This is a genomic window from Phenylobacterium sp., assembly GCF_030697925.1.
Lineage (GTDB): Bacteria > Pseudomonadota > Alphaproteobacteria > Caulobacterales > Caulobacteraceae > Phenylobacterium.
On record NZ_JAUYOJ010000156.1, the window covers coordinates 1 to 11,983 of the forward strand.

Annotated in this window: 13 protein-coding genes; 10 read left to right on the forward strand and 3 right to left on the reverse strand. The window is 67.1% G+C overall.

Annotation, left to right across the window (positions count from 1 at the left end; all coding sequences use genetic code 11):
- From Q8Q88_RS14745 to Q8Q88_RS14770, 6 genes are all read left to right on the forward strand, one after another.
- The coding region (locus Q8Q88_RS14745) for a vitamin B12 dependent-methionine synthase activation domain-containing protein (RefSeq protein WP_305675945.1) at positions 1–1,509 on the forward strand (1,509 nt) is incomplete at its 5' end.
- A 13-nt stretch (positions 1,510–1,522) separates the two neighbouring features.
- The gene (locus Q8Q88_RS14750; RefSeq protein WP_305675946.1) at positions 1,523–2,131 is read left to right on the forward strand and encodes a TetR/AcrR family transcriptional regulator; all 609 of its coding nucleotides are present in this window, start codon (positions 1,523–1,525) and stop codon (positions 2,129–2,131) included.
- A 55-nt stretch (positions 2,132–2,186) separates the two neighbouring features.
- Complete coding sequence (locus tag Q8Q88_RS14755) at positions 2,187–2,630, forward strand: nuclear transport factor 2 family protein (protein ID WP_305675947.1); 444 nt, start codon at positions 2,187–2,189, stop codon at positions 2,628–2,630.
- A gap of 124 nt (positions 2,631–2,754) precedes the next feature.
- Positions 2,755–4,158, forward strand: coding sequence for a calcium-binding protein (locus tag Q8Q88_RS14760; protein ID WP_305675948.1), 1,404 nt, complete (start codon positions 2,755–2,757; stop codon positions 4,156–4,158).
- A 69-nt stretch (positions 4,159–4,227) separates the two neighbouring features.
- Positions 4,228–4,869, forward strand: coding sequence for an HAD family phosphatase (locus Q8Q88_RS14765; RefSeq protein ID WP_305675949.1), 642 nt, complete (start codon positions 4,228–4,230; stop codon positions 4,867–4,869).
- Positions 4,870–5,277: 408 nt separating this feature from the next.
- Positions 5,278–5,997 (forward strand): hypothetical protein, encoded by a 720-nt coding sequence (locus tag Q8Q88_RS14770; protein WP_305675950.1) that lies wholly within the window; start codon positions 5,278–5,280, stop codon positions 5,995–5,997.
- 233 nt (positions 5,998–6,230) lie between these two features.
- On the opposite strand, the gene Q8Q88_RS14775 is transcribed toward Q8Q88_RS14770, so the two are convergent.
- The gene (locus Q8Q88_RS14775; protein ID WP_305675951.1) at positions 6,231–6,608 is read right to left on the reverse strand and encodes a VOC family protein; all 378 of its coding nucleotides are present in this window, start codon (positions 6,606–6,608) and stop codon (positions 6,231–6,233) included.
- A gap of 503 nt (positions 6,609–7,111) precedes the next feature.
- Between Q8Q88_RS14775 and Q8Q88_RS14780 the strand changes: the two genes are divergently transcribed.
- Positions 7,112–7,360, forward strand: coding sequence for a hypothetical protein (locus tag Q8Q88_RS14780; RefSeq protein ID WP_305675952.1), 249 nt, complete (start codon positions 7,112–7,114; stop codon positions 7,358–7,360).
- On the opposite strand, the gene Q8Q88_RS14785 is transcribed toward Q8Q88_RS14780, so the two are convergent.
- The gene (locus tag Q8Q88_RS14785; protein ID WP_305675953.1) at positions 7,357–7,587 is read right to left on the reverse strand and encodes a hypothetical protein; all 231 of its coding nucleotides are present in this window, start codon (positions 7,585–7,587) and stop codon (positions 7,357–7,359) included. The genes Q8Q88_RS14780 and Q8Q88_RS14785 overlap by 4 nt on opposite strands.
- 307 nt (positions 7,588–7,894) lie before the next feature.
- Here Q8Q88_RS14785 and Q8Q88_RS14790 point away from each other — a divergent pair, with 307 nt between their 5' ends.
- Both Q8Q88_RS14790 and Q8Q88_RS14795 read left to right on the forward strand, forming a co-directional pair.
- The gene (locus Q8Q88_RS14790) at positions 7,895–9,163 is read left to right on the forward strand and encodes a glycosyltransferase (RefSeq protein ID WP_305675954.1); all 1,269 of its coding nucleotides are present in this window, start codon (positions 7,895–7,897) and stop codon (positions 9,161–9,163) included.
- 4 nt (positions 9,164–9,167) lie between these two features.
- A complete protein-coding gene (locus Q8Q88_RS14795; RefSeq protein WP_305675955.1) occupies positions 9,168–10,208 on the forward strand; it encodes a glycosyltransferase family 2 protein in 1,041 nt (346 codons plus the stop codon).
- Positions 10,209–10,337: 129 nt separating this feature from the next.
- Here Q8Q88_RS14795 and Q8Q88_RS14800 read toward each other — a convergent pair whose 3' ends face one another.
- Complete coding sequence (locus Q8Q88_RS14800; RefSeq protein WP_305675956.1) at positions 10,338–10,928, reverse strand: TetR/AcrR family transcriptional regulator; 591 nt, start codon at positions 10,926–10,928, stop codon at positions 10,338–10,340.
- Positions 10,929–11,072: 144 nt separating this feature from the next.
- Between Q8Q88_RS14800 and Q8Q88_RS14805 the strand changes: the two genes are divergently transcribed.
- A partial coding sequence (locus tag Q8Q88_RS14805; RefSeq protein WP_305675957.1) for a class I SAM-dependent methyltransferase occupies positions 11,073–11,983 on the forward strand: 911 nt, incomplete at its 3' end.

The window sequence follows — 11,983 nt, forward strand, 5'->3', positions numbered from 1 at the left end:
TTCATGGAGGCCGAGAAGGAGGGCAAGCCGCGCGAGGCGGCGGGCAAGATCCTGATGGCCACGGTCAAGGGCGACGTCCACGACATCGGCAAGAACATCGTCGGCGTGGTCCTGCAGTGCAACAATTACGAGGTCATCGACCTAGGCGTCATGGTCCCGGCCGACCGGATCCTGGACGAGGCCATCGCCCACAAGGTCGACATCGTGGGCCTCAGCGGCCTGATCACCCCCAGCCTGGACGAGATGGTCTATGTGGCCAGCGAGATGGAGCGCCGGGGCTTCAACATCCCGCTGCTGATCGGCGGCGCCACCACCTCCAAGACCCACACGGCGGTGAAGATCGAGCCGCAGTACAAGGCCGGCTCCACCACCTATGTGCTGGACGCCAGCCGCGCGGTGGGCGTGGTCTCAGGGCTCCTCTCGCCCAGCGAGAAGGTGCGGCTGCAGGCCGAGACCCGGGCCGAATATGTCAAGGTGCGCGAGCAGTTCGCCCGGGGGCAGGGCAACCGCGCCCGCTCCTCCATCGCCGAGGCCCGCGCCAACGCCTTCGCGCCGGACTGGAGCGCCTATGAGCCGCCCAAGCCGAGCTTTATTGGAACGAGAGCGTTCGTCGCCTACGACCTGGCCGAGCTCGCCAAGCACATCGACTGGTCGCCCTTCTTCGCGAGCTGGGAGCTGGTGGGCCGCTTCCCGCAGATCCTGGAGGACGACGTGGTGGGCGAGGCCGCCCGCGACCTCTACAAGGACGCCCAGGCGATGCTGGAGAAGATCATCGCCGAGAAGTGGTTCGAGGCGCGCGGCGTGGTCGGCTTCTGGCCGGCCCAGGCGGACGGCGACGACGTGGTGCTCTATACCGACGAGAGCCGCACGACGGAGCTGACGCGGCTCCACACCCTGCGCCAGCAGATGCCGAAATCTCAGACCCAGGCCGACGGCGGCCGGGCCAATGTGGCGCTCAGCGACTTCGTGGCGCCCTTGGGCGTCAAGCCCGACTGGATGGGCGGCTTCGCCGTCACCGCGGGCCACGGTGAGCTGGAGATCGCCGCCAAGTTCAAGGCGGCCGGCGACGACTACAACGCCATCCTGGCCGCGGCCCTGGCCGACCGGCTGGCCGAGGCCTTCGCGGAAGCCCTGCACCGCAAGGTCCGCACCAAGCTGTGGGGCTACGCGCCGGACGAGCCTTTCGACATCGACGCCCTGATCGCCGAGAAGTACCGCGGCATCCGTCCGGCGGCCGGCTATCCGGCCCAGCCCGACCATACGGAAAAGGCCGAACTGTTCCGGATACTGGACGCCGAGGCGCAGACGGGCATGCAGCTCACCGAGAGCTTCGCCATGAACCCGCCGGCCAGCGTCTCGGGAGTCTATTTCTCGCACCCGGAGAGCCACTATTTCGGGGTCGGCCGGATCGAGAAGGACCAGGTCGAGGACTATGCCCGGCGCAAGGGCTGGGACCTGAAGACGGCCGAGCGGTGGTTAGCGCCGATCCTCAACTACGAGCCGGTCTAGGGGGCGCGAGACGGTGCGGCAGGCGGCGCGGAGCGCGGCGACAACCAAGGCGATCCTGGCCGCCGCCCAGGAGCTCTTCAAGACGAGGGGCTATGAGGCGGTCAGCATCGACGAGATCGCCCAGGCGGCCGGCTACAAGAAGGGCGCCTTCTACCACCAGTTCCCGTCCAAGCGGGACGTGTTCGAGCAGGTGCTGGACGGCGTCCAGGCGGGGCTGGCCGCCCGGCTGATGGAGCGCGCGGCCGGCGCGCCGAAGGGCGCCTCGCCCCGGGCGGTGGCCCAGAGCATCCAGGCCTATGTGGAGAGCGCCATTCAGCCGGACGCGCGGCGCATCCTGCTGATCGACGGCCCCGTGGTGCTGGGCTGGCAGCGGTGGCGGGAGATCGACGACAAGCACTTCGCCGGCATCGTGCGCGCCAGCGTGACCGGGCTGATGGGGCGTGACGCCAAGGCGGCGCAGATCGAGTCGGCGACCCGGCTGCTGCTGGGAGCGATCATGGAAGCTGCCCTGGCCAGCGGGACGGCGGACGATCCGGCGGCGGCCGCGCGGGCCCATTGCGCCACGCTGGAATTGCTGTTGTCGGGCCTGTGCCCGAGCTCCGGAGACGCCGGACGCGCTTGACTTACAAACTCCGAGTCTGCATTTACGGACTATGAGTTTGCAAATGGAGCCGCCAATGTCGCGAGCCGTCGCCGCCCCCGAGCGCCCCGCCACCGCCCATCCGCTGCAGAAAGTGTTCGACGCCTGCCACGCCGCCTGGGAGTCCAACGATCCGCAGCGGATCGTGGCGCTCAATTCGCCCGACGCGATGTTCTGGATGCGCGACGGCAGCGCGCCGGTGCGCGGCCGCGAGGCGCTCGCCAAGCACTATGCCGGGGTGTTCGCGCGGTTCCCGCACTTCGGCTGGGAGATGCACCGCACGATGTTCGGCGAGGACTTCTGGGTGTTCGAGTGGACCATGGTCGCCAACCTGACCGACACGAACGGCGAGGCCTTCACCGCCAAGGTGGACATGGTCGATGTGGTCAACGTCAACGCCGCGGGGCTGGTGACGCGCAAGGACGTGTACGTGGACGGGGCCCAGGCGGCGGCGATGTATGCGCGGATGGGGGTGGGGTAGGGGCGGCGGGGCCGGCGGGTTCGCCCGCCGGACAGCGTCTCGGAAGACCGACCTAGCTCGGCTTGACAGCTTGACCTTGGGTGGCGCTAGTGCCGCCTCCACTAGGGTAAGTTGAGTTCAGCCTATGGCCGCCTTCACCTATTTCCAGCCGTTCAACCATGACGGCGCGACGAATTCCTGGCTGGGCGCGATCTTCAACGACGCGAGCCGCTATACGGTCCAGTCGAGCTCGGCGAGCGCGATGACGGTGGTGGCTGCCGCGAGTTCCGGTTTCGCCGGCTACACCGTGGTGCTGACCGGGACCTTCAACTTCCAGAACGGGGCGCTGTTTTCGAGCAGCGTCGAGTCGGCGGACCTGCTGGCGCCGGGCGGAGCGCTGATCGGGAGCGCCGTCATCGGCGGGCGCAGCCTCGACCTGCTGAAGCAGGCGGGCCAGAACCACCTGACCGGCTCATCGGGCGGCGACACCCTGACGGGCGGCAACGAGAGCTTTGCGTTCATCAGGGGCGGGGCCGGCGACGACCTGCTGCGCACCGGCGACAACTATTTCGGCCCCAATGTCTATGGCGGGCCAGGCGCCGACACCATGATCGGGCAGGGGGGCATAGACGTCTTCTTCACCGGTGACGGCGCCGACCAGATCGACGGCGGCGGAGGTTCCGACGAGGTCTATTTCGACGAGGCGACGGGACGGGTCGAGATCTGGCTGGACCAGCCGGCGGCGCCCGGCCAGATTCGGATCGACAACGTCGAGTCGATCTTCGCGCCCAACCTCGGCCTGATCGTGCATGGCGGGGCCAGGGATGACTGGGTCATGGGCGCCAACGGCGTCGACAGCATGATGGGCGGTGGCGGGGCCGACGACTTGCTCGGCGGGATGGGTGACGACCTGCTGATGGGCGACGACGGAAACGACAACCTGCACGGCGAGGATGGCGCCGACTCCGTCTGGGGCGGGGTGGGCGACGACAATATGAGCGGGGCCTGGGGCCGCGACTTCCTGCGCGGCGAGGACGGCGACGACCAGATGTGGGGCGGCGCCGATTTCGACGACATGCACGGCAACAAGGGCCGCGACACCCTGCACGGTGAAGCCGGCGACGACTGGGTGGTGGGCGGCCAGGGCAGCGACCTGCTGTACGCCGACGCCGGGATCGACGTGGTCTACGGCAATATGGGCGACGACACCCTCTATGGCGGGGTCGACCGCGACATCCTGCGCGGCGGCCAGGACAATGACACGATGGAGGGCGGCGACGGGGACGACTGGCTCTCCGGCGACCGCGGCAACGACACCATGAGCGGCGGCGCGGGCGCCGACACCTTCAGCCTGATCCCCGAGGCGGGCACCGACCGGGTGCTCGACTTCTCCAGCGCCCAGGGCGACCGGGTGGCGTTCGAGTATCCGGGGATGAGCTACGCGCTGAGTTTCGAGGGCGGGGACACGGTGATCACCCTGACCGGCGGGCACAGGATGGTGCTGGTGGGGGTGAGCCAGGCGGTGTTGGGGGATTGGTTGGCGGGGTAGGGGGGATTAAGTCGTCGGTTCTCGAAATTTCCACCTGGTAGCCGCAGATTCCAGAAAGGATCAAGTAGAGTGAAAAGGTGCGTACTCTTTGACCATGACGGCGTTCTGGTGGATACCGAATTTTGGTATTACAGAGCTGGAGAGCGCGCCCTGTCGGACATTGGTCTGACTTTGGACAAGGATCAATACCTGCGAGATATGAACCAGGGATTGGGTACTTGGGCTCAAGCCAAAGCGGCGGGTGTTGATGAGGAGATCAGCAACAGGCAGCGTGAGGTTCGTGACGCATATTATCAGGAATATCTAAGAACAGAAGCAATTGAGATTGAAGGTGTTGTTGATGCGCTCGCTGAACTGGCAAAATACGTCCGCATGGCCATCGTGACGACTGCAAAACGTGTAGATTTTGAACTTATCCATGAAGGGCGCCAAATTAGACAATTCATGGATTTTGTCCTTGTTCGCGAAGACTACAAACTCGCCAAGCCGCACCCGGAACCATACCTGACCGGCTTGAAGCGCTTCGGACCCACCAAAGAAGAGACGCTGGTTGTAGAGGATTCATCCAGAGGGTTAAGCTCATCCTTGGCGGCCGGTATTGACTGCGCCGTTGTCTATAACGACTTTGCAAAAGACCAGGACTTTTCACAGGCAAGATATCGAATCGAAACTTTGATTGAATTGAAGGATATCATCCTTAGAGGAACTTGAGGGAACGCTTGCCAGTGTGTCTCTTGTTCTTTTGAAGTGAACTTCGAAGACACAATACTTAACTCGTAGGCCGCCCGCCGAGCCGACCTCCGCCGCCCGGCTTCCTCAAGGACGGCGCTGAGCGCCGCCGCTGGGGCGGCCGCCTGCGGCGGTCCTTGACCAAGCCGGTCGACGAAGCTCCAGGGCTGCCATGGCCTTCAAGGGTTTTCAGCATCCGGGGGCTGCAGGGTGACGTCGCAATTCTTGCGCGGCCTCTGGACACCGCGTCCGCGCGCTAACACCCAGATCCAAGGGGGACCGATGCACAGACGGGCGAAGGCTGTTCGAGTTCTTACCGCCATAGCGTTCGCGGGTCTCGTGGCCGCCGCGTGCGGTCCGGTGAGCGGGGGGCCTAATCATTCGACGCCCGTGATCGTTCGCATCACCATCGAGGGTGCGGAGAGCGAAGCCGAGCGCGCTCTTTTGAATCAACTCGCCGACGAGGCGTCGACCATCCTGCGTTCGGCGGAGTTCCGAGCGAACCTGCTGGCGCTCGAGGCCGAGTACCCTGAGGTCTTCATGAGGCGAGGCGAACCTGACGTGGTGCTCGAGCAGGTCGCCCGGATCGTCGGCGGCGCGAGCGGGGCGTCACGCTACACTCCGGTGACCATCACCTTGGTCGGTCGCAGTGGCCCCGAAGACCAAGACTATCAATGGGCGGGGGCAGGCGCGCCGCTCATGCCAGGCCAACCGGCGTCCATCGACCTTGGTCGCGGCATCCTGAAGGAATTTGAAGGCGCCGACATCGTCGAGCGGTCCTGTGCGGTCAACACCATGGCGCACGAACTGGCCCATACCATCTCGCTGTCCCCGTACCTCTTCAAGATGGCGTTCGATGACACCAAGGGGAACGAAGATGCGATTGCCGGGCGGAGCAATCACCGCACTGCGGTCGGGAGCTATTTGATAGGTTCGGTCGCGCAATGCACATGGCTGCAGCAAAAGGGGCGAATGCCGGCCTGGCGCGTCCCAGGGTGTGTCCAGGTGTTTGGCGCGCGAGCGTTCAACAACTTCCGCTGCACGAAGTTCGCATCGGACAAACCTATCCAGTTGGACGCGTATCTGCCACGGCCTGCTGATCCGCTTTAGGGCGCGCAACCCAGCCGGCCTCCGCCGCCCGTCTTCCTCTAGGACGGCGCTGGGCGCCGCCGCTGGCGAGGTCGCCTGCGGCGCTCCTTGACCAAGCCGGTCGACGAAGCTCCAGGGCCGCCATGGCCTTTCGGCTTTTCAGCATCCGAGAGATGCAGGGCGAAGGGGCCGGGATTCAAGCCCACCCGAAATCCTCCCCTTCGCCTCCAGGTTCGGTCGCCTGCGGTCGCCCGTCAGCCCATGCGGTGGAGGGCGCAGAGCTTGTTGCCGTCGGGGTCGCGCAGGTAGGCCAGATAGAGCTTGCCCATGCCGCCGAGGCGCACACCGGGCGGCTCCTCGCAGGTGGTCCCGCCGCTGGCGACGCCGGCGGCGTGCCAGGCGTCGGCCTGTTCCGGGGAGTCGCACGCGAAGCCGATCGTGCCGCCATTGGCGAAGGTGGCCGGTTCGCCGTTGATCGGTTCCGACACCGAGAAGATCCCGGTCGGGGTCATGTAGAAGATGCGATGGCCGTCGACCCGGGCCGGTGGAACGCCCAGGGCGCCAAGCAGCGAGTCGTAGAACGACTTGGCCTTCTGCAGGTCGTTGGTGCCGATCATGATGTGCGAGAACATCGCGTTGTCCCTCCCCGGTGGCGCGGCCCCTTGGCGGCCAGCCTGCTATCGCGTCTAGCGCGCCCACCAGATGCGGCACGATCGCGGCGGTGACAAGAAAATAGGGCCGCGATGGGCATGGCGCTCGGCCTCGGCGGAATTTCGGGGACGCAGCAGCTAGTTCCAGGACCACGCGCCGAGCTGACCTCCGCCGCCCGGCCTCCTCAAGGACGGCGCTGGGCGCCGCCGCTGGCGCGGCCGCGGGTCCTTGACCAAGCCGGGCGGCGAAGCTCCAGGGCCGCCATGGCCGTTTTCAGCATCCGGGGGATGCGGGGCGACGAATTGGGGCCGGGAGCTGCGTCGCAGCCGCCTATCCCCCGCCAGTCGGCGTTCATGGGTCCCGGCCTTGCTTCGCAAACCGGGATGACGAGCGGGTAGAGGTGCGACCGGGTTCAGGCCGACTTGCGCGCGGCGGCGAGCCCTGGGCGGAACCCTGGGGTGTAAGAGTCGTTGGACTCGCCAAGATGGGAAAGGTTAACGACCGAGATCGGGAACTCCTGGCCAGGGCGCTGCGCGATGGGGGGCTGAGCGTCGTCACCCACCGGCGCCGCGAGGCGCTTGCCGCGGGCGTCATCGAGCATCGGCGCCTCAACCGGCTGTGCAACGAGGGACTGCTGGAGCAGGACAGCGTGCAGGGCGACCGATACGCGTCCGACGGCGAGCTGCGCTACGACTATAGGCTGACGGCCAAGGGGGCGCGGGCGGCCGGCTAGGGGCCCGCCAGCCGCAGGGCGGCGGCTCGCGCCGCTGTCTGGGCGTCCATCCGCGTTTGCGGGAACAGGGCGACGAACCGCCGTTCCGCCCAGACTTCCAGGCGCCGGGAACCGGGGTTGGCGCGCGAGCAGACCGCGACGGCGCGTTCATCGCTCGTGGTGTCGAAGGAGGTCTCGCCTTCGACGCTCCCGAGGTGGTCGATCAGGAAGATCTGGTAAGTCGCCATGTGCACCCCGCCCGTCGTTCTGACCGGCAAGCCATAGTGCGCGCCAAGGCGGCGATGGGCCGCACGAATAGCGGCTTGCGCGACGAAGGGCCGCGCGGCCGCGGGGGCGGTGCAATTAAGTATTGTGTCCCCTGAAATTCGCCTCCGAATACCCGGCAAGGGAGCGTGTGGCGAAATCTCCCGGCCTGTGTTCGGCGCCAAAGAAAGATTGCGGCGCAATCTGGCTGGAACAGAATACAACTTGCTGGCCCTGTTCTTGCCTCTCCGGGGCCAGCGCCCATCAACATTCCCATCGCGGAACGATCTCTTGCTCCGAACAGCCTTCTTCCTGAACAAGTTCCCGATGGCCTCCGAAGCCTTCATCGTGAACACGGCGGCGGGCCTGTTGGACGCCGGGCACGAGGTCGACCTTTACGGCCTGCACGGCGAGAACGCGTCCGGCGCGCGCCACGCCCTGATCGAGCAATATGGCCTGCTGGCGCGATCCTATCCCACGGCCTTCGCCGATCACGGCAGCGCGCGTCGGTGGGCGGAGGCCCCCGGCGCCTTCCTGAGGACGGTCCGGAATTCCGGCGCGGACATGGCCTTCAGCGGCCTGAATCTGAGCGCTCATCGGCGCCGCGGGGTCGGGATGCGGGCGATACACGAGGCGGAGACCTTTCAGGGACGCGGGCGCTACGACGTGCTGCACTGCCACTTTGGAACGCTCGCCGAACCGGTCCTTCGGCATCGGCGCGCGGGCGCGCTGTCCGGCGCGGTAGTGGTGCATTTCCGCGGCTACGACATCACCTCGCACGTCGAGAGGCGGGGCGAGGATTGCTATGAGGCCGTGTTCGCCCAGGCCGACGCCTTCGTCACCAACTCGGTGTTCTTTCGGGATCGCGTGGTCTCGCTGGGGTGCCCGCCCGAGCGGATAACCATCGTGGAGTCGCCGATCAATATCGGCCTGTTCCCCTATGCGCCCCGGGCCCTGCGACCCGGAGAACCGGTCCGGATCGTGACGGTGGGGCGGCTGGTGGAGAAGAAGGGGGTCGCCTACGCCATCCAGGCCGTGGCCAGCCTGCGCGAGAGCGGCCGGCCGGTGGAATACCGGATCGTCGGCGAGGGCCAGGAACGCTCGGCCCTCGAGCGTCTGACCGGCGAGCTTGGCCTCGACGGCGCGGTGTCGATGCTGGGGGAGATGTCCCAGGAGGGCATCGCGGCCGAACTGGCCCAGGCGCATATCTTTCTGGCGCCGTCCGTGCGCGCCCGCGACGGGTCGGAGGACTCGGCGATCAATACGCTCAAGGAAGCCATGGCCTGCGGCGTGCCGGTGGTGTCCACCTGGCACGGCGGCATCCCCGAACTGGTGGAGGACGGCGTCTCCGGACTGCTGGCGCCGGAGCGCGACGCGCCGGCGCTGGCCGAACGCCTGGAGATCCTCGCGGACGACCCGGCGCTGGCGCTGAAGTTCAGCGCGGCGGGGCGACAGACCGTGGAGCGCCGCTTCAGCTTTCCGGTGATCAGTGATCAACTGCTGAAGGTCTACGAAGAGGCTGTCAGGAACTGCAACAATAGCGCGAAGAGTAACGGGTAGGGCGATGACCGGGGCGAACGTCAATCAAGAACCGCTGGTGACCATCGTGGTGTCGCCGCGTGATCGTTTCAGTGTCGCGCAGGAGGCCCTGCTCGGCATCTTCGAGCATACGACCGCCCCATACCGGCTGGTCTATGTCGATGGCGCGGCTCCGAGGGCGCTGAGGGAATGGATCGCGGCTCAGGTCGAGGCGCGCGGTTTCGAGCTGGTCTCGTCGGAGCGCTTCCTCACGCCGAACGAGGCGCGGAACATCGGCTTGCGGCGGGCTCGCACGCCGTATGTCGTCTTCATCGAGAATGACGTGATCTGCTCGCCGGGCTGGCTCGAGCCATTGCTCGCCTGCGCGCAGGAGACCGGGGTCGACGTGGTGGCGCCGCTGACCTGCCAGCATCTTCCCCTCCACACCCAGGTTCACCAGGCAGGCGGCCTGTTCACGTCCGATGTCGCCGCCTTCTTCGCCGCGCCGCAGGGCGAGCGGATCATCGACGAGGCGATCCATCATCAGGGTGACACGGTCGACGCCGTTCCCGCCGGGCGCGTGGAGACCCAATGCTGCGAGTTCCACTGCGCCCTGGTGCGGCGTGACGTTTTCGAGCGTATCGGCGAGTTCGATGAGCAGATGGTCAACACCAAGGACCACCTCGATTTCAGCATGAGTGTCATCGCGACGGGCGGCAAGGTGTTGCTGGAACCGCGCTCTGTCGTGACCTTCCTCCTGCCCAACCGGGTGCGCCCGCTGGTGGCGCAAGACTGGCCGTTCTTCCTGGTTCGCTGGTCGCCCTCGCGGCAGCAGCGGAGCTTCGAACGCTTCCAGACCAAGTGGGGGTTGAAATCCGATCAGGCGTACCTGAAACGGCGGGATCGAAAACTGTACTGGCGCTACGAGGAGGGGATCGTCAAACCGATCCTCAAACGGCTGCCCCTCGTCCAGCGCGTACCGATCCTGGCCAGGGCGGTGGGGGCGCTCGTCCGCAGGGGCGTCTACGCCGCGGGCGCGGTGCTGACCTTCCGGGCCGATCACCATCGCATCCGCTCCAGGGCCTGACCGGGCTTCGCCCCCCCTAGACCCTTTCCGGGTCAGATGGAATCATCTGCCCGGATGAAAAAGGTCTAACTTCAAAAGTTTAGAGCGTGACGGCCGCCTGAACCGGCGTCCGCTTCAGTCGGTCACGCTCTAGCCTTCCCGCCGGACTTGGGGTCCGTCCAGCGAGACCAGGGCCGCGGTCGCCGAGGCCTGGAGCGCGCCCGCGATCGCCTCGGCGGAGGCCGGCGCCTGGCCCGCCAACCAGGCCGAGACCAGGGCGATCTGGCCGCCGGCCAGTTGAGCGGCCAGCAGCACCGGCGGCACGGCCGCGGGGCGATCGCCCACCCGCTCGGCCAGGCGTTGCTCAATCAGACTCGCCAGGGCTCCGGTGACCAGCCGCCGCGTCGCCCCGGCGAACAGCACATTGCCGATCCGGCGGTTTTCCCAGAAGTGCTCCACCGTCGCCTGCAGCCGGGCTGGGTCATGGCGCTCGGCGACCAGGTCCGCGAGCACGCCGAACGGGCCTGAGAGGCCCTCCGTCAGAAGCTCGTCCTTGCCCTGGTAGTGCTCGTAGAACGTCGAGCGCCCAACCCCGGCGCGGGCGATGATGTCGCCGACCTTCAGGCGGTCGTAACGCCTCTCAAGGACCAGTTCGACAAAGGCGTCGAACAGCGCGGCCCGGGTGCGCTGCGCCGGCCGGCTCTCCGTGAAGTCGACCGTGGCCCCTCGCAATCGGGACATTCGCGCCACCTTGTCCGGAAACCGGACACCTCCCCGCCGATGTCCGGCGCGCCGTGCGCCCGGACCGCTAGAGGTTAGGCCCGGCCCACGGCGCTGCAAAGCCCGCGCCGCCGGTCCCGCCAGCCGTCACCCAGAGTCCGCCCCATGACCACAGACGCCCCCTCCCCACGCCGCAACCTCCACAGCCACATGTGGGTGATGGGGGTGGTCGGCATCGCCGCCGGCCTGGCGCTGCTGGTCTATGTCCCTTCGATGCGGGGCGTCTCCAACTCCCTGCTGCTGCTCGCCGGAGTCCACGTGGTGGGCGGGGTCGTGATCCTGTCCTCGCTCTACATCTCGGGCCTGAGAGGCCTGTTGCGGCGATGGACGGGCGCCGAGGCGCGCGCGGCGCGCGGAACCGAGTTCGACTTCGGATGGGGACCAGGCTGGATGAACGGCCTGGCGATCGCGGCCCTGGTCGCCCTGGCCGGCGCCGTGGTGATCGAGGTCGCCGCGCCCGGCGCCTGGCCGATGGCTTTCCTGCTGGTCGCCGCCGCCATGGTCTTCATCGTCGGCAACACGATCATGCGCGGCTTCCGACGGCGAGATCAGGTGGTCCTGCCGATGGTCGACCTGCTGTCGAGCGACGAAGACCTGGTGCTCGACGCTGGCTGTGGAACGGGGCGGACCACCATCGCGCTCAGCCGCATCCTGAAGGGCGGCCGGGTGATCGGCCTCGACCGCTTCGATGCAGGCTATATCGACGGTGGCGGCCGCACCCTGCTGGACCGCAACCTGCGGATCGCGGGGCTGAGCGATCAGGTGGCGATCGAAACCGGCGATCTGACGGCCATGCCCTTCGAGGACGGCTGTTTCGACGCGGCGGTCAGCACCCACGTCTATGATCACCTGGGCGACCAGAAGGCGCGCGCCCTGGCCGAGACCTTGCGGGTGCTGAAACCCGGCGGGCGGTTCCTGATGGCCGTCTGGACGCCGGGCTGGTCGATGTTCGCGGTCGCCAACGTCCTGTCGCTGTTCCTGACCTCCAAGGCGGGCTGGCGCGGGTTGGCCGAGGC

Coding starts and splice junctions, on each gene's coding strand:
- Q8Q88_RS14755 (WP_305675947.1), top strand. CDS start 2,187: ATGTCGCGAGCCGTCGCCGCCCCCGAGCGCCCCGCCACCGCCCATCCG.
- Q8Q88_RS14760 (WP_305675948.1), top strand. CDS start 2,755: ATGGCCGCCTTCACCTATTTCCAGCCGTTCAACCATGACGGCGCGACG.
- Q8Q88_RS14775 (WP_305675951.1), bottom strand. CDS start 6,608: ATGTTCTCGCACATCATGATCGGCACCAACGACCTGCAGAAGGCCAAG.
- Q8Q88_RS14780 (WP_305675952.1), top strand. CDS start 7,112: ATGGGAAAGGTTAACGACCGAGATCGGGAACTCCTGGCCAGGGCGCTG.
- Q8Q88_RS14785 (WP_305675953.1), bottom strand. CDS start 7,587: ATGGCGACTTACCAGATCTTCCTGATCGACCACCTCGGGAGCGTCGAA.
- Q8Q88_RS14795 (WP_305675955.1), top strand. CDS start 9,168: ATGACCGGGGCGAACGTCAATCAAGAACCGCTGGTGACCATCGTGGTG.
- Q8Q88_RS14800 (WP_305675956.1), bottom strand. CDS start 10,928: ATGTCCCGATTGCGAGGGGCCACGGTCGACTTCACGGAGAGCCGGCCG.